The sequence below is a fragment of the Oceanimonas smirnovii ATCC BAA-899 genome, from assembly GCF_000381965.1.
GTDB classification, from domain to species: domain Bacteria; phylum Pseudomonadota; class Gammaproteobacteria; order Enterobacterales; family Aeromonadaceae; genus Oceanimonas; species Oceanimonas smirnovii.
This window is the reverse complement of record NZ_KB908473.1, coordinates 1-19,776: the sequence shown is the minus strand read 5'-3', so window position 1 is coordinate 19,776 and position 19,776 is coordinate 1. Positions and strand designations below refer to the sequence as shown.

The following is a 19,776-nucleotide window of genomic DNA, read 5'->3' as shown; positions in this document are numbered from 1 at the left end:
GACGCTCGGCATATGCCATCCATGGCATATGACGGTCGGCTCCGGCAATCCCCGGCACTGCTTCTTGTTACTGCCATATTTCTGCTGCCGCCAAATGTTTGTGAGCATTTGGCGGCCTTTTTATAAGATGCACAAACTCAAGGAGTGGCCATGCAGCGAATTCTTACCCGTGGCGAAATAGAAACCCTGGATCGCACCAGCATAGTGCGGCTGATCCATGCCGATGCCAACACCTTTGGCATCAGAGCTGAGCGGCTGACACAGCTGGCCAAAGACAACCCCATTCAAGACTATCTGGAGCTGATCGCCACACTGGCAGCAGCCCAGCAAACCGTGGCCGGACAAGGCTGGACACTGCCGGTGCCCGACGAAGTGCAGCTGGCCCAGGCTCAGGCCCACGGCATGCCGTTGTTTAATGCCACCAATGATCGTGACCCGGTATGGCGCGATATGCTCAGCGCCCTGATTGCCGAGCTGCAGCAGCACGCCCTGCCCGGGCCGGTGCAGCAGATTCTGGCGGAGCTTGCCAACGCAGACGCGCCAGCGCTGGAGCAGGCCGCCGATGCCCTGCTGAACCAGCAGGACGAACACATTAACGCCGCTCAGGCCCCCTTTATAATGGCGGCGCTGCAGCTGTACTGGACCCTGCGGGTACAGGCGGTGGAGCTTAAACAGGTGCCCGCCGTCACGCCTTTTGGGGTATGCCCCTGCTGTGGCAGCCAGCCGGTATCCAGCTCGGTGCAGGTGGGCGGCCCTAAAGAGCAAATTCGCTATGCTACCTGCAGCCTGTGCGCCAGCCAGTGGCATATAGTGCGGGTGGTGTGCACCCACTGTGAAGACACCAAAACCGTGGCTTATCACTCCCTGAACGAAGACAAGGCCATCAAAGCGGAGTCTTGCGACAAGTGCCGGCACTACCGCAAGATTTTTTATCTCGACAAAGACCCGAATGCCGATGCCTTTGCCGATGATCTGGCCAGCCTGCCGCTGGATATTCTGATGGGCGAAGCCCGCTTTTACCGGGCCAACAACAATCCTTATTTGTGGCAACCGGCAGGAGAACCATGACCGTTTCAGTTTCTTCACAACTGAATGCCGCCCGCCCGGCGGACCTGCCCGCCATCGACAAGCTGCTGCAGCACGGCAAGGCGGCCGCGCTTGTAGCCGAATTCGGCCAGACCCTGGTCACCACTCAGCTGCGCCAGCTGATGGACGAGCTGCGCCAGAAGGCGCTGGCCGGGCAACTGACTCACGCCGAGCTGGCGCACGAGCCGCTGCTGACCGGGCTTGCCGCCCGCTTGAGCGAGGTGACAGCGTCAAAGCTTAAAACCGTGATCAACCTGACCGGCACGGTGCTGCACACCAACCTGGGCCGGGCCCTGCTGCCCGACAGTGCGGTGCAGGCGGTGGTGAAGGTGCTCACTCAGGCCACCAATCTGGAATTTGATCTGGATACCGGCCGGCGGGGCGACAGAGACAGCCTGGTAGAAGACCTTATCTGTGAGCTGACCGGTGCCGAAGCCGCCACCGTAGTGAACAACAATGCCGCTGCCGTGCTGCTGATGCTGAACGCCTTGGCTGCTCAGCGTGAGGTCATTGTCTCCCGGGGCGAGCTGGTGGAAATTGGCGGCTCTTTTCGCATTCCCGACATCATGACCAGCGCCGGCAGCACCCTGGTGGAAGTGGGCACCACCAACCGCACTCATTACGCCGACTATGAGCGCGCCCTTGGCGAGCGCACCGCCATGATCATGAAGGTGCACTGCAGCAACTATGCGGTGGTGGGCTTTACCAAAACCACCGGCATTAACGAACTGGTCAGGCTGGGCCGGGAGCGCCGAGTACCGGTGACGGTGGACCTGGGCAGCGGCACCCTGGTGGATCTGACTCAGTGGGGTCTGCCCCACGAGCCCACGGTAAGAGAAACCCTGGCCACAGGGGTGGATCTGGTCACCTTCAGTGGCGACAAGCTGCTCGGCGGCCCTCAGGCCGGCTTTATTGTGGGCCGCAAGTCACTGATAGACACTATTAAAAAACATCCGCTCAAGCGCGCCCTGCGTACCGGCAAGCTCACCATGGCGGCCCTTGAGGCGGTGCTGTCGCTCTATCTCAGCCCCGAGCGACTGCCCGAACGCCTGACCACGCTGCACCTGCTGACCCGCACCCGGAGCGACATTCAGGCTCAGGCCGGGCAACTGCAGCCGGTGCTGCAACAGGCGTTGGGCCGCGACTTTACGGTCACCGCCGAGCCCATGCTCAGCCAGATTGGCAGCGGTGCCATGCCGGTGGAGTCGTTACCCAGTTTTGGATTGGTTATTCATTACAGCGGCACCGACAAGGCCGGCAAGCAGATTATGCAGCTGGAGCGCCGGCTGCGCTGTCAGGCCGAGCCGGTGATTGGCCGCATTCACAAGAACGCTCTTTACCTCGACTGCCGCTGCCTGAGCACCGGGCAGGCGCAGCGGCTGCACACCCTGTGGAGCAATACCCAGTTTTGACTGCTCCCCTCCCTGAAGGAAGGGGATTCCCAATTCATCGAGAACCGGACACGGAGACTGACCCCATGCCGCTGACATTCTCTCCAAGGGCTAACACCGCCAGCCCGGCGGCTTTAATGTTGATCGCGGCGTTTTGGTCGCGATTATGGGCTGCCCCACATTCGGGGCAGCTCCATTTTCTGACCGACAACGGCAGCGACGACAAGGTATATCCGCAACCCGAACAGCGTTTTGAGCTGGGGAACCACTGGTCAATGGCGACCAGTGAGCGCCCGGCCCACTCCGCCTTGTACGCCAACTGGCGCACGAACTCGCCCCAGCCTGCATCGGCAATGGCCTTGCTCAGTTTCGGGTTGCGGATCATGTTTTTCACATTCAGGGATTCGACGCAGATCACTTGGTTCTCGTTAATCAATCTGCGGGACAGCTTGTGCAAGTTGTCCTGTCGGCAATCGGCGATCTTGGCGTGAAGTTTCGCCACTTTCATCCGGGCCTTGGCGCGGTTGGCCGAGCCGAGCTGTTTCTTGCTCAGTCGGCGCTGTGCCCTGGTCAGTCTGGCCGCGTATTTTGCGGTATGGCGGGTGTTGCCGACCCGTTCACCCTGGTCGGTGATAAACAGATCTGTCAGGCCCAGATCAATGCCGGTCATGTTGGGAGTAACCGGCAGTGTGCCGGGCTCGAACTCACACAGGCAGCTGACAAAGTAGCGGCCTGCCGAGTCCTTGGAAACGGTCACGGTACTGGGGTCACCGGGCAGCTCACGGCTCCAGCGAATATCCAGCGGGGTTTTGCTCTTGGCCAGGTACAGCTTGCCGTCCCGGTATTTAAAGGCCGAGCGGGTGAATTCCGCCGACTGACGGTACCGCTTGTGCTTAAATACTGGGTACTTGGCACGGCCTTCAAAGAAATTCTTGAAGGCGGTTTGCTGGTGGCGCAGGCATTGCTGCAAGGGTACGCACGACACTTCAGACAGAAACGTCAGCTCAGGATCTTTCTTGAGTTCGGTCAGCCGGGCGTTAGCGCCAACGTAGCCGATTTTTTGCTGACGCAGCTCAAAAGCATCAGTACGCCAGCGCAGTATCGCGTTATAGACAAAACGCACACAACCGAAGGTCTGAGCCAACAGCTCAGTCTGTTCGGGTGTCGGGTAAAACCGATATTTATAAGCGCGTTTTGTCATGCGCTTAGTTTAGTAAACCACTGTATAGATAGCCAGCTAAAAAGGAGGAGCGGGAACAGGGGCGGCTGACGCCGCCGTGCTATCCCTCCCCGCCTTGAAAGGACGGGGTTTCCCGCGCAAAATTGATGATTATTGGCACAGCGGGCCATATTGATCACGGTAAAACCACGCTGGTAAAGGCCCTCACCGGCATCAATACCGATACCCTCAAAGACGAGCAAAAACGGGGTATTACCATCAGCCTGGGCTATGCCTATCAGCCGCTGAACGAGCAGCTGACCCTGGGCTTTGTGGATGTGCCCGGCCATGAAGGGCTGATTCATACCATGGTGGCCGGTGCCACCGGCATCGATTTTGCCATGCTGGTGGTGGCCGCCGATGACGGCGTGATGCCCCAGACTCTGGAACATATTGCCATTTTGTCCTTGCTGGGGCTGTCTTGCGGCTGCGTGGTGATCACCCGCAGCGCCCTGGCACAGCCCGAGCAGCTGGCCCGCACTCAACAGCAGCTGCAGCAGGCACTGGCGGGCACCTTTCTGGACGGGGCACCGCAGTTTGTGACCGACAGCCTGTCCGGTGACGGCATAGCCCCGCTGCGTGAATTTTTACAGCAGCAGGCGGAACAACAGCAGGCGGTGTCTGATGCGGGGCCGTTCCGGCTGGCCATTGACCGCGCCTTTACCCTCAGCGGCCAGGGTACTGTGGTCACCGGCACGGTATACGACGGCCACTTCAGCCTGCACAGCAAGCACCAGCACCTGCGGCTGATGCCCGCCAACATACCGGTGCGGGTGCGCGGCCTGCATGCGCAAAATCAGGCCGGCACACAAGCCCGGGCCGGTCAGCGCTGCGCCTTTAACCTGGCCAATATTGCCAAGGATGCCATTGCCCGGGGAGACTGGCTGGCAGAAGCAGGCTGTTTTGAGCCCGGCCCGCGGCTGGATGTAGAGCTGCAGCTGCTGAGCACCAGCGCTCCTCTCGGCACCTGGACGCCGCTGCATGTGCATATTGGTGCCGCTCATGTGATGGCCCATCTGGTGCCGCTGCAGGCAACCACAGTGCAGGCTGGCAAACCGGCGCTGGCCCAGCTGGTATTTGAGCAGCCTTTGTGTGCTCTGCCCGGGGATCGCTTTATTATTCGCAACGCTCAGGCCAAGCAAACCCTGGGCGGTGGCCGGGTACTGGATGCCAATGGCCCGGATCGCAAGCGCCGCACACCGGCGCGGCTGGCCTGGCTGAAGGCAGTGGCGGACTATCTTGATCAGAAAAACGTGCTCAGCCTGCTGCAACAGGCCCCTTACGGTATTACCCGCACCGCATTGCACCGGCTGGCCGGACAAGCGCCGGAGCAGATAATGCTGCCCAAACAGGCGCTGTGGCTTACACCCACCGGCAAAAATGAGCCGGTACTGATGCATGAAGCTCACTGGCAGCCCCTGCTGAGCCGCATTGAGGCAACGCTGAAAAAGGCCCATGAAAGCTACCCCGACGAACCCGGCATAGAAGCCGCCCGCTTGCGCCGGATGACGGATTCAGCCATACCGCAGCCCTTGTGGCATTGCGCCCTGCAAACACTGCTGGAACAGCAACGGCTGGCCCTGACCGGTGCCTGGTATCATCTGCCCGGCCACAGCGTGAGTCTGAGCGAGTCTGAACAGGCGCTGGCCGGTCGCATGCTGGCCCTGAGTTATGACGGCCGCTACGATCCGCCCTGGGTGCGGGATCTGGCCGCCACCCTTGAAGCCGGCGAAGAAGAGATCCGTCAGCTGGGCCGCAAGCTGGTACGCCAGGGGCTTTTATATCAGGTGCAGCCCGACCTGCTTTACCACCATCAGCATGTGGAGCAACTGGCCGCCCTGCTGCGCCAGCATGCTCCGGCCGAGGGCATCAAGGCCGCTGAACTCAGGGACCGGTTAGGACTCGGACGCAAGCGTACGCTGCAAATTCTGGAGTTTTTTCAACGCATTGGTTACAGCCGGCGACGAAAGGACCGGCATGTGATCCGCGCTGACAATATGATGTTTACAAGCCCCCCGAATGTTGGCAATGTTAACGACACTTTCGGAAAGTAATCGTATCCGGTGGTACGGCCGGGCTTCAAACCCGGTTGGGGGTGTCAGACATTCCCGGGTAGGTTCGACTCCTGCTACTTTCCGCCACCTTTCAGCTTGTGCAAGCATGGCCGGGGCAATCTAATGGACGATGCGCGCTTTGAACCACTGCCGCCCAGCCATGGGGTTCGTACTCTGGCAGGCACCGAGCACACCCTGGCCAACGAAGTCCCCCTGGCTATTACCATCAATGGCGTAAACCACGCCGTTATGATGGTCAGCCCGGTACAGCTGGATGCCTTTATCACCGGCTTTCTGCTGAGCGAAGGCATTATTGCTCATCACAGAGACATTCATGATCTTGAGTTCAGCCGGGAACATAACGCCCTGATTGCCGCTGTGACCCTGGCCAACCGCTGCCATCAGCCCTGGCTGCAGCAAAAACGCAGCCTCGCCGGGCGCAGTGGCTGCGGCATTTGTGGCCTGGAGTCGTTACAGGCGGCATTGCCCGAGCTGCCCGGGCTGCCCGAAACCCCTCTGCCCGATACTCACATGCTCGCCGGCCTGCGGGATCAACTGCGGCCATGGCAACCCCTCAACCGGGACTGTGGTGCCCTCCATGCCGCCTTTTTTGTGGATTATCAGGGCAATATTCATCATGCCAGTGAAGATGTGGGCCGGCACAATGCCCTTGATAAACTGCTGGGCTGGCAGCACCAGCAGAGCGAGCGCCCGGAAGGCATGGTGCTGCTGACCAGCCGCTGCAGCATAGAGCTGGTGCAGAAAATGGTGCGCAGCCACAACCCCACCCTGCTGACCTTAAGCGCGCCCACTCAGCTGGCGGTAGAACAGGCTCGGCACTACCGGCTCAACTTGATACACTTGCCCTACCAACAATCACCCAGAGTCTATGCCGCGTCTGCTCATTCTCAGCTGAAGTGAATGCGCCGGGCAAGCACACCTTGAGTGAGGACACGTCTTGAATATTTATCTGGTTGGCGGCGCTGTGCGCGATGCACTGCTGCAGCTGCCCGTGTACGACCGTGATTACGTAGTAGTCGGTGCCACCCCTGAGCAACTGCTGCAACAGGGCTACCAGCAGGTAGGCAAGGACTTTCCGGTGTTTCTGCACCCCGGCAACAAGCACGAATATGCCCTGGCCCGCACCGAGCGCAAGGCCGGTACCGGCTACACCGGTTTTATCTGTGACTTTGGCCCGGAGGTCACTCTGGAAGAAGACCTGCGCCGGCGGGATCTCACCATCAACGCCATTGCCCGGAGCGGCACCAATGAGCTGATTGACCCTTATGGTGGCGTGGCCGACATTCAGGCCCGGGTGCTGCGCCATGTATCTGACGCCTTTAGTGAGGATCCGCTGCGGGTGCTGCGGGTAGCCCGTTTTGCTGCCCGCTTTCATCATCTGGGCTTTACTCTTGCCGAAGAAACCCAAACCCTGATGACGGCCATGGCCGCCGGCGGCGAGCTGGCCACCCTCACCCCCGAGCGAGTATGGAAAGAAACCGAAAAAGCGCTGGCCAGTGACAATCCTCAGGTGTTTTTTGAAGTGCTGCGCGAGTGCGGCGCGCTGGCGGTCTTGTTTCCGGAAGTGGACGCCCTGTTTGGCGTGCCCGGCCCCAAAACCTGGCATCCGGAAATTGATACCGGCCTGCACACCATGATGGTGATCAAGCGCGCCACCGAGCTGGGAGCCGGCCTGCCCTGCCGCTTTGCAGCATTGTGTCACGATCTGGGCAAGGCGCTGACCCCGGCAGAAAAATGGCCAAGCCATCATCACCATGGTGAGCTGGGCATAGCGCCTATTCAGGCCCTGAGTGCCCGGCTGAAAGTGCCCACCGAGCACAGGGAGCTGGCAGTATTGATGAGCCGCTGGCACATTTGTCTGCACCGGCTGGCGCTGCCCTCGCCACAGCAGGCGCACACAGTGCTGGAGCTGCTGGATCACACCGATGCCTGGCGCAGGCCCGAGCGCTTTGCCGAGCTGCTGCTGTGTGCTCAGGCCGATCTGCAGGGCAGAGCCGGCTTTCAGAGCCGGCCTTACCCGCAGCGGGCATGGCTGTGGCAGTGGCTGCAGGAATTAAAACAGATTACCGCTCAGCCTTTTGTGGCCCAAGGACTGAAAGGCCCCGCCATTGGCGAGGCCATTCGTGCAGCAAGGCTGGTCCGGCTGGAGCAATTGCTGGCCGAAAAACAACAGGCTCAGTCAGACTGAGCCTTGAGGCTGCGCTGAGTAAAGCGTTCAATCTCTACGCCCACACCCGCAGCATTGGCCACGGCGGCGGGTTTGGTCAGCCGCACCTTGACCGACAACACCGGAAATTCCGCCAGGATCAGGCTGGCCACCTGCTCGGCCATGGTTTCCACCAGCTCTACCTGGTGCTGCTCGGCATAGGCCGTCACTTTGCTGGAAAGAGCCGCGTAATCCAGCGCCTTGCTGATATCATCGCCGGCGGCCGCCGGACGGTTGTCGTACCCCATTTCCAGATCAAAGCGGATTTTCTGGCGAATCCCTTTCTCCCACTCATAAACGCCAATGGTGGTGAGTACTTCAAGGCCCTGCACAAACACTTTATCCATCGTCTTCGTCTTCTGTTAAGCTGTCACTGACGCCATCATAACGGATTGGATCCGGGGTATAAACCGCGATGACCGCCCTTACGCTGTTCATGATAATACTGGCCTATCTGGGCGGATCCGTGTCCAGCGCCGTGCTGATCTCCAGGCTTTACCGGCTGCCGGATCCGCGCAACCACGGCTCCGGTAACCCGGGTGCCACCAATGTGCTGCGCACCGGCAACCGCAGCGCGGCTGTGTGGGTATTATTGCTTGATATTCTCAAGGGCACACTGCCGGTATATCTGGGCTGGTTTCTTGGCATCAGCCCGCTATATCTGGCCTTTATTGCCATGGCCGCCTGTCTGGGGCACATGTTTCCGCTGTTTTTTCACTTTCGCGGCGGCAAGGGCGTGGCCACGGCGATGGGTGCGCTGCTGCCGCTGGGCATGGACATGGCAGGCCTGCTGCTGATCACCTGGCTGCTCAGCCTGGGGCTGTTTGGCTACTCGTCGCTGGCGTCACTGATCACCGCCCTGTTTGCTCCTTTGTTTGCCTATTTCATCAAACCGGAATACACACTGGCGGTGGCGCTGTTGTCGTGCCTGATAGTCGTGCGCCACCACGGCAATATAAGCCGGCTTTATCATCATGAAGAAAAGCCGATTATCGACCGCAGCCGGCGCAACCGGGAAGAATAAGCCTTACTCTACTGCCGGCAGTTCATCCAGCGGCCAGCGCGGCCGGGCTTTTACCCGCAGCGGCTCGGTCTGACCGGCTTTCAGCCGCTGCAAACCGGCAAAGGCGATCATGGCACCGTTGTCGGTGCAGTATTCATTGCGCGGATAAAACACCTCACCGCTCAGCTCTGTCATCATGGCTTGCAGCTGCTGGCGCAACGACACATTAGCGCTGACCCCGCCGGCCACCACCAGCCGGTTGAGCCCGGTCTGCTTTAACGCCCGCTTGCACTTGATGGCCAGAGTATCGACCACCGCCTGCTGAAAGGCATGGGCAATATCAGCCTGCGTCTGCTCATCATTACCTTCGGCGGCAATGGTGGTGGCAGTGGCGGTTTTAAGACCCGAAAAACTGAAATCCAGGCCGGGCCTGTCGGTCATGGGCCGGGGGAACTTAAAGCGGCCGGGCACGCCTTGCTCGGCCAGTTTTGCCAGCCGCGGGCCGCCGGGGTAGTCGAGCCCCATCAGCTTGGCAGTTTTATCAAAGGCCTCGCCGGCGGCATCGTCAATGGACTCACCCAGAATCTCATAGCGGCCAATGCCGTCCACCCGCACCAGCAGGGTGTGACCGCCGGACACCAGCAGCGCCACAAACGGAAACGCCGGCACGCGCTCTTCCAGCATGGGTGCCAGCAGGTGGCCTTCCATATGATGCACCGCCACCGCCGGCTTGCCCCAGGCAAACGCCAGGCTGCGGCCTATGGTGGCCCCCACCAGCAGCGCCCCCATCAGGCCAGGGCCGGCAGTATAGGCGATGCCGTCTATGTCGCCTTGGCTGCAGCCGGCCTCGGCCAGGGCCGCCTCAATCAGCGGAATGGTCTTGCGCACATGATCCCGGCTGGCCAGCTCAGGCACCACACCGCCATAATCGGCGTGCAGTTTCACCTGGCTGTAAAGCTGGTGAGAGAGAATGCCGAGCTTATCGTCATAGATGGCGATGCCGGTTTCGTCGCAGGAGGTTTCGATGCCTAGTACACGCATGAGCAAATGAATAACACTGTCGAAAAATAGACAGCCATGTTACCCTGATCGGGCTTTTTTAACCAGCAAAGGGTTACCGGTCTTTACAGCCGGACCCGGTTAATAGTAGAATTTCGCACCATTTTATTGTCAGACTGGCTGGAATACAGACCAGTTAACCGAGGTGAGAGGCACATGCCAGTAATTAAAGTACGTGAAAACGAGCCCTTCGACGTAGCTCTGCGTCGTTTCAAGCGTTCCTGCGAAAAGGCCGGTATTCTGTCTGAAGTGCGTCGTCGTGAGCACTACGAGAAGCCGACTACCGAGCGTAAGCGCGCCAAGGCTGCCGCTGTTAAGCGTCATGCCAAGAAACTGGCTCGCGAAAACGCACGCCGCACTCGTCTGTACTAAGCGTTGTTGATCTCATGTCTTTGAAAGACCAGCTGTCAGAACAGCAGAAAAACGCCATGCGCGCCAAAGACAAGGCTCGCCTTGGCACCCTGCGTATGCTGATGGCCGAGATCAAGCAGAAAGAGATCGACAGCCGCGAAACCCTGGACGATGACGGCATCATCGTTGTTATCACCAAAATGGTAAAACAACGCAAAGATGCCGCTAACCAGTTCGAGCAGGCCGGCCGCCAGGAGCTGGCTGACGGCGAACGCCAGGAAATTGCGGTGCTGCAGGAATTCCTGCCGCAACCCCTGACAGAAGACGAGCTGGATGCTTTGCTCACCCAGGCCATCGCCGACACCGGTGCTACTGGCATGCAAGATATGGGCAAGGTAATGGCGGTACTCAAGCCACAAATCCAGGGCCGTGCAGACATGGGCAAGGTCAGCGCCACCATCAAGGCCAAACTGGCCTGATAACTGCCGCTGAGCTGCCAACGGGCCGTGCTTCGCAAGAATGCACGGCTTTGTTTTTTGCTTTTACGGTGAATCATGGCTGGCAGAATCCCCCAACAATTTATTGACGATCTCCTCGCCCGCACCGACATCGTCGACTTGATCGACCAGCGGGTACGACTCAAAAAAGCCGGCAAGAACTACCAGGCCTGCTGCCCCTTTCATAACGAAAAAAGCCCGTCCTTTACGGTCAGTCCCGACAAACAGTTCTATCACTGCTTTGGCTGTGGTGCTCATGGCACTGCCCTTGGCTTTTTAATGGAATATGACGGACTGGAATTTCTTGATGCCATCGACGAAATGGCGTCTATGCATGGCCTGACCGTGCCCCGAGAAAATACCGGTGGCAGTTCGCCCCAGCAACAGGCGGCAGCCCGGGCCGAGCGGCAGGATCTTTATAGCCTGCTGAACGACATTAACCGTTTCTATCAGCAGCAGCTGCGCAGCGCACCGGCAGCCATTGACTACCTCAAGAGCCGGGGCCTGAGCGGTGAAGTGGTCAAGCATTTCGGCATTGGCTATGTGCCCGATCAGTGGGACAGCGTAAAACGCCGCTACGCCAAAAACCGCGACACCGAACGCCAGCTGATTGACGGTGGCATGCTGCTGCAAAACGACAATGGCCGCATCTACGACCGCTTTCGTGACCGCATCATGTTCCCCATTCGGGACAGACGCGGCCGTACCATCGGCTTTGGCGGCCGGGTGCTGGGCGACGGCACCCCCAAATATCTGAACTCGCCGGAAACCCCAGTGTTCCACAAGGGCCGCGAGCTCTACGGCCTGTATGAAGTACGCCAGACTCACCGTAACCCCGAGCGGGTACTGGTGGTGGAAGGCTATATGGACGTGGTGGCCCTGGCCCAGTTCGGCATCGATTATGCGGTGGCCAGCCTGGGCACCTCCACCACTTCCGATCAGCTGCAGCTGCTCTATCGCACCACCCGGGAAGTGATCTGCTGCTACGATGGCGACCGCGCCGGCCGCGAAGCCGCCTGGCGGGCACTGGAAAACGCCCTGCCGTTAATGCAGGACGGCCGCAGCCTGCGCTTTGTGTTTTTGCCCGACGGCGAAGACCCCGACAGCCTGGTGCGCACTCAGGGTAAGCCGGCCTTTGAGCAACTGCTTGATAACGCGCAGGACTTTGGTGACTTTCTGTTTGAGCGGCTGGCCCAGGACAGCATGAACGGCGACGCCGGCCAGCACGAGCTGGCCCACAAGGCTGCCGAGGCCATTATGCGGGTGCCCGAGGGCTTTACCCGGGAAGGATTAATCACGCAGCTGTCGCGTCAGCTTAACTGGGGTGAGAACGAACGCCGGATTAAAGAGCTGTTTCAGCGCCTTAAGCCAGCAGAAAAACAGGAAAAGCCTGCCACCGGGCGGCCACAAAAACTAAAACTTACGCCACTTCGACGAGCCATTGCCCTTGTGCTACAATATCCGGCTGCCGCAGCCCGGCTGCCGGAAATGCCGGCGCTGGAAGAGCTGTCGCTTCCGGGCATGGAGCTGTTGCTGGCCCTGCTGGCCATGGTTCGCAAACAGCCCAATATGAGTACAGCTCAGGTACTGGAGCACTGGCGGGGCCATGCATCAGAAGCAGCCCTGTCGAAACTTGCCATGGCAGAAAACGCCTTTGCCGGCGACAACATAGAGCAGGAGCTGCAGGATATTTTTGTGGTCCTGATCAACGAATATCTGGCCAAACGCATTGAATTGCTGCAGCAAAAAAGCAGCACTCGCGAGGGGCTGACACCAGCGGAAAAACAAGAATTAGTGCTGCTGCTGACAGAAAGCAAAGGCGGCGCGGTCTTATAAATTGAAAAACGGGCAAACTGCCCCAAGATTGTAATAAAGGCCCGGTGTACGGGTAAGTGAAATAACCAATGCAGGCTGCAGCACGCTTGGCCCAAGGGCGAGGTGTTGGCAAGCTCGGACCAGTTAGCCAGATTGGTCAAATTTTGTTATAATCGGCTACTTGCGCGCCAGAAAATCACTGAGTGCCCCAGTATCCACACCCTCTCTCTTGCAACATCTAACCGGACGAGTTCTATGGAGCAAACCCCGCAGTCACAGCTTAAGCTTCTCGTAGCCAAAGGTAAAGAACAGGGCTACCTGACTTACGCCGAAGTAAATGATCATCTGCCGCAGGATATTGTCGATTCTGATCAGATTGAAGACATTATCCAGATGATCAACGACATGGGCATTCAGGTGGTAGAAAACGCCCCTGACGCCGATGATCTGATGATGACGGAAACCACGGCCGATGAAGACGCCGCCGAGGCCGCCGCCCAGGCGCTGGCATCCGTTGAATCTGAAATTGGCCGCACCACAGACCCGGTGCGCATGTATATGCGTGAAATGGGTACCGTGGAGCTGCTGACCCGCGAAGGCGAAATCGATATCGCCAAACGCATTGAAGACGGCATCAATCAGGTGCAGAGTTCGGTCTCTGAATATCCCGAGACCATCACCTCGCTGCTGGATCAGTTCGACCGCTTTGAAGCCGGCGACATCAAGCTGAGCGATATTATTTCCGGCTTTCTCGATCTTGATGAAGCCGAAGACGCCGCGCCCACTGCCACCCATATTGGCTCGGAACTGAGCGAAAAAGACCTCGACGACGAAGACGAAGAAGATAAAGAAGACGACGACGACGAGGAAGAAGAAGAAGCCGACACCGGCCCGGATCCTGAGCTGGCCCGTGAAAAATTCGGCCAGCTGCGTGAGCAGTATGAGCTGGTGCGCAGCACCATTGCCGCCAAGGGCCGCACCTCCAAAGAGGCTGCTCAGCAAATTGCTGATCTGGCCGATCTGTTCCGTCAGTTCCGCCTGGTACCCAAGCAGTTTGATCGTCTGGTTACCGCCATGCGCGACACCATGGAGCGGGTGCGGGTGCAGGAACGCATTATCATGAAGCTCTGCGTTGAGCAGTGCAAAATGCCCAAAAAGACCTTTGTGCAGGCCTTTGCCCATCACGAAAGCGAGCAGGCCTGGTTTGAGGCTCAGCTGGCCGCCGGCAAAACCTGGTCTTCGCGTCTGGAAGTGGTAGCCGAAGACGTACTGCGTGCCATCAGCAAGCTCAAGGTAGTGGAAGATGAAACCGGTCTGACCATTTCCCAGATTAAAGACATTAACCGCCGCATGAGCATTGGTGAGGCCAAGGCCCGACGAGCCAAAAAAGAAATGGTGGAAGCCAACCTGCGTCTGGTTATTTCTATTGCCAAGAAATACACCAACCGCGGCCTGCAGTTCCTGGATTTGATCCAGGAAGGCAACATAGGTCTGATGAAAGCGGTAGACAAGTTTGAATATCGCCGTGGCTACAAGTTCTCGACCTACGCCACCTGGTGGATCCGTCAGGCCATTACCCGCTCCATTGCGGATCAGGCCCGCACCATTCGTATTCCGGTGCACATGATTGAGACCATCAACAAGCTCAACCGTATTTCCCGCCAGATGCTGCAGGAGATGGGCCGCGAGCCCACGCCGGAAGAGCTGGCACACCGCATGGCCATGCCGGAAGACAAAATCCGCAAGGTGCTCAAAATTGCCAAAGAGCCGATCTCGATGGAAACCCCCATCGGTGACGACGAAGATTCACATCTGGGCGATTTTATCGAGGACACCACCCTCTCCCTGCCGGCGGACTCCGCCACCAGCGAGAGCCTGCGTAACGCCACCCACGACGTGCTGGCCGGCCTGACCGCCCGGGAAGCCAAGGTACTGCGCATGCGCTTTGGTATCGACATGAACACTGACCACACCCTTGAGGAGGTGGGCAAGCAGTTCGACGTTACCCGTGAGCGTATTCGCCAGATTGAAGCCAAGGCCCTGCGCAAACTGCGCCACCCCAGCCGCTCCGAAGTGCTGCGCAGCTTCCTCGACGAGTAAGCACAACCGCACACAGTTCAAAGGGCACCTCGGTGCCCTTTTTATTGGCCGGGTCAACCGCTTAAAAATCAAGCGTATAAGCCGCCCAGCGCTGGACAGCCCCGCCCTCATTCCCCTATAATCAGCGCACTTTTGGCCCCTTAGCTCAGTTGGTTAGAGCACACGACTCATAATCGTTAGGTCCCCAGTTCAAGTCTGGGAGGGGCCACCATATAAACACTGAAAAAGCCAGTAGCATCAATGCACTGGCTTTTTTTTGTGCCGCCTGTGTGCCGCTTTGCAAGAGCATAGTCCTTCCCCGGGGTACCCATGGGATACTTTCAGTCTGGCTGGCCGGCCAGGGACAGTTGCGGAAAACGTCGCTTACCAGACTTCAGCCGGGCTTCAATAACAGCCGTAGACTCGCCGGTTTCAATTGCCGTAGAGCTTGCCACAGAACGGAGGATTTTCTCCGGTGTAAGCTGATTGCGGGCTGCTGTTTTGCTTCGGCGTATCATGATAAACCTCCTGACTTGCCTTCACATTATAACCGCAGCGTTAAAGCCTTCAGCGACACAAGAGCCCATTCCAGCAACCAGCCGCTCCCACACTACCCGGCGCGACCATACTCTCACCGAAAAGTCCCATTTGAATTCTCCCACGACATGGGCACAATAAAGAGCCAATCACAGCCAAAGCAAAGTGGTCTGGTCGCCCGCAAGATCAGGGCGGTAGCGTTGCCACAGTCAAATTGCTGATGGTTGGCAGGTATATTCCAGTACTGCGCTCACTATCAACACTCCATGCGCGTGTACAACAACCCTGATCAAAAATATTCATGATATTAATAGGTTATAACTGACCAATGTTGAATAGTGAACAAGTGGCTGTAGATACTGTGCATATGCGTTTTTATTAATCGCGAAAATTAGATGCAGAATGATAATTTATTTATTATCAATAACTTATCAGTAAATCGCGCGCTAAATCATTGCAGAAATATGAGCATGCTCACTATTACAATGTTAGCTGAATGGGAGAGACCGAATGAATCGAAATCCTCCAGTGGATGTAAAAAGGGCACTTCGAGAAGAGGTGGGCTTTGGCTGCCCGGTTCCAGAATGCGGATTGCCATACCTAGAGTGGCATCATTTTGATCCACCTTGGAATGTCAAAAATCACCACAACCCTGAAGGTATGATTGCTTTGTGCAGAGAGCATCACATACAAGCTGACAACGGGGCGTTCACCTCAAACCAACTTCATGAATTCAAAAGATCTGGTAGAGAAAACTGGAGGCAGGTGAGTGGAAAGTTTAACTGGATGAGAAATCGGTTGCTTGCTGTGGTTGGGGGGAATTTCTACTATGAAACCCCTGTGATATTCAAGTTTAGGGAGCAGCCAGTAATTTGGTTCGAGCGGGATGAGAATAATTATCTGCTGTTAAATCTACACATGCTCACTACCAGTAACGAGCCGCGGGCATATATAAAAAACAATGAATGGTTCAATGTAGGTGAAGAAGAAGACATCGAATGTCCTCCATCAGCAAAAAAGGTAAAAATTAAATACCCAAATGGGGATTTTGTTTCTATTGAGTTCTTTGAGTTGAATAGCTTGGAAGAAGCCAAAAAGCGCTACCCAGATGCAAGAGTAGAAGGATGGCCGGTTGAGCTTCCGCTAACCGCAGTAGAAGTGACGAATATTGTTGCCAATTCTGATTTGGAGTTTAATGCAAAGGAAACAAAGTTCGGAATGGGACATGTAATGAAAAATTGCTTTGCTTCTCATTGTGGTGCTGGCTTATCAATCAGCTAACAATCGCGTCAAAGGCGACGCTCGTAACCTCGCGCGCTTTACGCGGGCGCTGGAGGATCCCCTCATAATTCGAAGCTCCCTGCGTGATGAGCCAAGCGTATTAACTCCAGTCTGGCCCAATGCAGCATCTGCTCGGTGATACGATAGTGGGGCCGCTTTCGGATCTCTTTACCGAGCCTGACCGATGACAGCACGGCCCTGTGTCGAATGGTGTTGGCTTGAAAGTGACGCTGCCACCCCGCCTGCTGAGCGGCGAGACCGAACCACCACAGGATGATTTCAGCCAGCAAGACGATGAGCAGCAGGATATCGTAGCGCCGTGGACAACGTGTTCGGCTGTGCCGAAGACCAAATCCGTACTGAGGACTTTTCAGATCTCGGAATGATTCTTCTATCTGCATCCTTCTGGCATAAAGCCTCACCACCTTTGCCGCACTGAACAGCGTTGACGGAAGGTTGGTCGCCAGCAGCCAAGGCTCTTTGCTGCCTTTAAGATATTCTCGTTGCGCAGTGTGCTTGTTGCCTGAACGGGCAGTACACCGATCTTTTCTTCCCTTGGCGTCGCTTTTATACAAGTACAGGTCGCAGCGAATGGGAGATTTTCTAGCCAGCTTTGCTGGCCCGATATAACGGGGTGTTTGGTTGGCATCGGAATACAGAGTCTTGTTGGAGCGCCACCGCTCCAGGCCTGCTGGCGTAAAAGCCACGTCACCGCGCACTCGTCCCAGCCAGTACCAGCCGTAGGAAGCCACTTCACGAAACCAGGTATTGCGATAGCCTGCGTCGGTGATCAGTAAAGGGGTGGCCCCCGAAGGCAGGATACTGGCCAGCTCATGCAAAAAGCGGTTGTGACTGCGCGGCGAGTTGTAATCTTCCCAGGCAAATGCGCGTTCATAGAGCGTGATGGAACGGCCTTTGAGTACGATGGCTGCTCTGAGCGTCATATGCCGGAGTTGCTCACGAACATCAGACCAATCGATAAGGATGACCGGCATGGGGTTGAGTCCACACAAATTTCTTGCATGCCAGCGGTATAGGGCTAATCGTTCGCGATGAAGACCATCATTCCCAGCAGACGATCAATCCGTTTGATGGAATGTTTGGTAGCGGTTTTCCCGGCGATATTACGGCCCAGCCCAGTCAGAGACAGAGACAGAGACAGAGACAGAGACAGAGACAGAGACAGAGACAGAGACAGAGACAGAGACAGAGACAGAGACAGAGACAGAGTATCTCCTTCCAGAAGAGCAGAAGTAGCAGCCATGAGTGAATTAAGCCGCTTTTTATGTATTTTCGGGCAGTGTTGGGCCAGCAATTCTTGTAGGATATGAACATCGCGCATCCTGCACTCTCCTCATAGGGGCGTTGAGCACTAATGTGTTTTTGGCGAAATTCATTAGATCAAACGGCAGGGTGCGCGTCTACCTCTCTGATTCATAAGAGAATTATGAGGGGATTCACTAGACGCGGGCGTTAGCATTCAAGGAGAAAAGTTTGCACATTCCAGGGAAGTTTAAACAAGACAATATTGATGTACTTATCAATCTGATGCGTGAATATCCATTCGCAACAGTCATTACCTCTTCAAATTCAGCGATCGAGGCTAATCATCTTCCTTTATCTTTAATAGAGTTGGACGGTAAGTTACGTTTAAAGGGGCACATAGCTAAGGTCAATTCAGTTTGGCAAACCGCTAATCCTGCATCTGAAGTTCTTGTGGTTTTTAACGGCCCAAATAGCTATGTATCTCCCAGTTATTATCCGACTAAAAAAGAGAATGGTAAGGCTGTGCCGACATGGAATTATATTGTGGCACATGTGAAAGGAAAGATTCGGTTTATTCACGAACCGCAATGGATATTGGAGGTTCTTGAGCAGTTAACATCGGAGCACGAGCAAGGACAAGCGGTACCGTGGTCAATGTCAGATGCACCGGAGGGATACATTCATAAAATGTTGCCTGCGGTAGTAGGTGTTGAAATTGAGGTAGAGTCACTCAGTGGTCAATGGAAATTAAGCCAGAATCATCCAGAGATAAATCAACAAGGTGTTGTTGATGGCTTGTCATCCAAAGATGATACAAGCTCACAGGTTATCGCTTCACTCATGAGCGCTAATCTTTGACAAGAATGCTAACAAATAAGGATAAGTGTCGCGCAGCCGACACTTCATCCGGGTGTTGAACAAGCCCGAAGCTGCCTTTATTAAGTAAATTGCTCGGTTGAGCATGGGGTGAGCGGTGAGGCCGCTATTTTCTGCAGGCATAGCTAGCCGCTAAGCGATTAGAAGACTAATAACTTCAGCTAGTTACAGTGTTCTGTGAGTGATGGTCGTGCTTCTCCTGCTGTTGTTGAGGCCATTATCCTTATTGTGCCCGCCTTTCGGCTATCCCGTTCGGATGATGCCGGTGCACACCATGCTCTGTGCGCAGTACGGGCAACTGCGGCTGGCTTTGGTCATCGTTGCCGGCTCCCCTGGCAGCCCTCGCCATCCCAGTCGCATCAACAACAACTGGATAATCAAGCGCACCGCCCTGGCGCTACCGTGCAGCAGCCCGTAGTCCCGTACTCGTTGCAGCCCCTTGGGCAAGGCGTGTTGCAGTATCAGCCCCAGGAACCTGACGATGGGTAAGGTGCGGTGCTGCCAGTGATTGGTTTTCCCCTCGCGGTAGCGGAAGGTCACCTGGTCACCGTCTATTCCGATAATATCCCGGTCGGGCAGTACTCCACGGTACAGATAACGGGACAGGTATTTCAGGGCGGGTAGGCCCCGGCCAACAGGGCGGCAGTCCACCACCCATTGCGCCGGTAGTCTGGCTGGCAGGTAGAGCTGGGGGTGCTGGTGAATGGCGGCCAGTAGCCGGCCCCGCCATACTTTGGCCAGTGCGACAGCAGGGTAGAGGTAACGCTTGGGGCCCTTGTGCCACTGGCGCCGTGCGGGATTGTAGTAGCCTGCCGGGACCATGACATGCAGATGAGGATGCAGATCTCGTCGTCGGCTGTGGGTATGCAGTACCGCGGTAAAGCCGCTGCGACCCCCATGGTGACGCTGGGCGAAGTCCTTGAGTAGCGAGGCGGCAACCGAGAACATGATGCGATACAGCGCCTTGGGTTGCGCGCGGGCGAGGCCACGCAGTTCGGCCGGCAAGGTAAAGGTGATCATGAAGTAATGAACCGG

General features: G+C 56.9%; 16 protein-coding genes, 2 tRNA genes and 1 pseudogene. 14 read left to right on the top strand and 5 right to left on the bottom strand.

Annotated features, from left to right (window positions below):
• The first annotated feature begins 150 nt into the window (after positions 1-150).
• Complete coding sequence (gene fdhE, locus G364_RS0115700; RefSeq protein WP_019936089.1) at positions 151-1,068, top strand: formate dehydrogenase accessory protein FdhE; 918 nt, start codon at positions 151-153, stop codon at positions 1,066-1,068.
• A complete protein-coding gene (gene selA, locus G364_RS0115695) occupies positions 1,065-2,498 on the top strand; it encodes an L-seryl-tRNA(Sec) selenium transferase (protein WP_019936088.1) in 1,434 nt (477 codons plus the stop codon). Before fdhE ends, selA begins: the two co-directional genes overlap by 4 nt.
• Before the next feature lie 34 nt (positions 2,499-2,532).
• Here the strand turns inward: selA and G364_RS0115690 are convergent, their stop codons facing one another.
• Entirely contained in the window at positions 2,533-3,678 is a 1,146-nt protein-coding gene (locus G364_RS0115690) for an RNA-guided endonuclease InsQ/TnpB family protein (protein WP_019936087.1), read from the bottom strand.
• A 125-nt stretch (positions 3,679-3,803) separates the two neighbouring features.
• Between G364_RS0115690 and selB the strand changes: the two genes are divergently transcribed.
• From selB to G364_RS0115670, 4 genes are all read left to right on the top strand, one after another.
• Positions 3,804-5,750, top strand: a complete 1,947-nt coding sequence (selB, locus tag G364_RS16900) for a selenocysteine-specific translation elongation factor (protein WP_051089290.1) — start codon at positions 3,804-3,806, stop codon at positions 5,748-5,750.
• A tRNA-Sec gene (locus G364_RS0115680) sits at positions 5,742-5,837 on the top strand. Before selB ends, G364_RS0115680 begins: the two co-directional genes overlap by 9 nt.
• A gap of 36 nt (positions 5,838-5,873) precedes the next feature.
• Positions 5,874-6,671 carry a formate dehydrogenase accessory sulfurtransferase FdhD gene (gene fdhD, locus G364_RS0115675; RefSeq protein WP_019936086.1) on the top strand — a complete coding sequence of 266 codons (798 nt, stop codon included), beginning with the start codon at positions 5,874-5,876 and terminating at the stop codon, positions 6,669-6,671.
• A 37-nt stretch (positions 6,672-6,708) separates the two neighbouring features.
• Positions 6,709-7,959: a multifunctional CCA addition/repair protein gene (locus tag G364_RS0115670; RefSeq protein WP_019936085.1), complete on the top strand. Its 1,251-nt coding sequence runs from the start codon at positions 6,709-6,711 to the stop codon at positions 7,957-7,959.
• Here G364_RS0115670 and folB read toward each other — a convergent pair.
• Positions 7,947-8,324 (bottom strand): dihydroneopterin aldolase, encoded by a 378-nt coding sequence (gene folB / locus G364_RS16665; protein ID WP_019936084.1) that lies wholly within the window; start codon positions 8,322-8,324, stop codon positions 7,947-7,949. The two genes, G364_RS0115670 and folB, sit on opposite strands and share 13 nt — an antisense overlap.
• Before the next feature lie 68 nt (positions 8,325-8,392).
• On the opposite strand from folB, the gene plsY reads away from it, so the two are divergent.
• Entirely contained in the window at positions 8,393-9,001 is a 609-nt protein-coding gene (gene plsY, locus G364_RS0115660) for a glycerol-3-phosphate 1-O-acyltransferase PlsY (protein ID WP_019936083.1), read from the top strand.
• Between the two features lie 3 nt (positions 9,002-9,004).
• Here the strand turns inward: plsY and tsaD are convergent, their stop codons facing one another.
• Entirely contained in the window at positions 9,005-10,021 is a 1,017-nt protein-coding gene (gene tsaD, locus G364_RS0115655; RefSeq protein ID WP_019936082.1) for a tRNA (adenosine(37)-N6)-threonylcarbamoyltransferase complex transferase subunit TsaD, read from the bottom strand.
• Positions 10,022-10,195: 174 nt separating this feature from the next.
• Between tsaD and rpsU the strand changes: the two genes are divergently transcribed.
• The 6 genes from rpsU (at position 10,196) to G364_RS16660 (ending at position 16,599) form a co-directional block, all read left to right on the top strand.
• The gene (rpsU, locus tag G364_RS0115650) at positions 10,196-10,411 is read left to right on the top strand and encodes a 30S ribosomal protein S21 (protein ID WP_014293599.1); all 216 of its coding nucleotides are present in this window, start codon (positions 10,196-10,198) and stop codon (positions 10,409-10,411) included.
• A gap of 14 nt (positions 10,412-10,425) precedes the next feature.
• The gene (locus G364_RS0115645; protein ID WP_019936081.1) at positions 10,426-10,869 is read left to right on the top strand and encodes a GatB/YqeY domain-containing protein; all 444 of its coding nucleotides are present in this window, start codon (positions 10,426-10,428) and stop codon (positions 10,867-10,869) included.
• Positions 10,870-10,944: 75 nt separating this feature from the next.
• Positions 10,945-12,723: a DNA primase gene (dnaG, locus tag G364_RS0115640; protein WP_019936080.1), complete on the top strand. Its 1,779-nt coding sequence runs from the start codon at positions 10,945-10,947 to the stop codon at positions 12,721-12,723.
• A 192-nt stretch (positions 12,724-12,915) separates the two neighbouring features.
• Positions 12,916-14,802, top strand: a complete 1,887-nt coding sequence (rpoD, locus tag G364_RS0115635) for an RNA polymerase sigma factor RpoD (protein WP_342661944.1) — start codon at positions 12,916-12,918, stop codon at positions 14,800-14,802.
• A gap of 134 nt (positions 14,803-14,936) precedes the next feature.
• Positions 14,937-15,013: transfer RNA gene (locus G364_RS0115630), tRNA-Ile, on the top strand.
• An 815-nt stretch (positions 15,014-15,828) separates the two neighbouring features.
• The gene (locus tag G364_RS16660; RefSeq protein ID WP_040614675.1) at positions 15,829-16,599 is read left to right on the top strand and encodes a hypothetical protein; all 771 of its coding nucleotides are present in this window, start codon (positions 15,829-15,831) and stop codon (positions 16,597-16,599) included.
• Positions 16,600-16,661: 62 nt separating this feature from the next.
• On the opposite strand, the pseudogene G364_RS16655 reads toward G364_RS16660, so the two are convergent.
• Positions 16,662-17,941, bottom strand: a pseudogene (locus G364_RS16655) (IS4 family transposase).
• A 152-nt stretch (positions 17,942-18,093) separates the two neighbouring features.
• On the opposite strand from G364_RS16655, the gene G364_RS0115610 reads away from it, so the two are divergent.
• Positions 18,094-18,723, top strand: a complete 630-nt coding sequence (locus G364_RS0115610) for an FMN-binding negative transcriptional regulator (RefSeq protein WP_019936076.1) — start codon at positions 18,094-18,096, stop codon at positions 18,721-18,723.
• Between the two features lie 261 nt (positions 18,724-18,984).
• On the opposite strand, the gene G364_RS0115605 is transcribed toward G364_RS0115610, so the two are convergent.
• Positions 18,985-19,776 (bottom strand): IS91 family transposase (locus G364_RS0115605; RefSeq protein ID WP_019936075.1); only part of this gene is annotated, 792 nt, incomplete at its 5' end.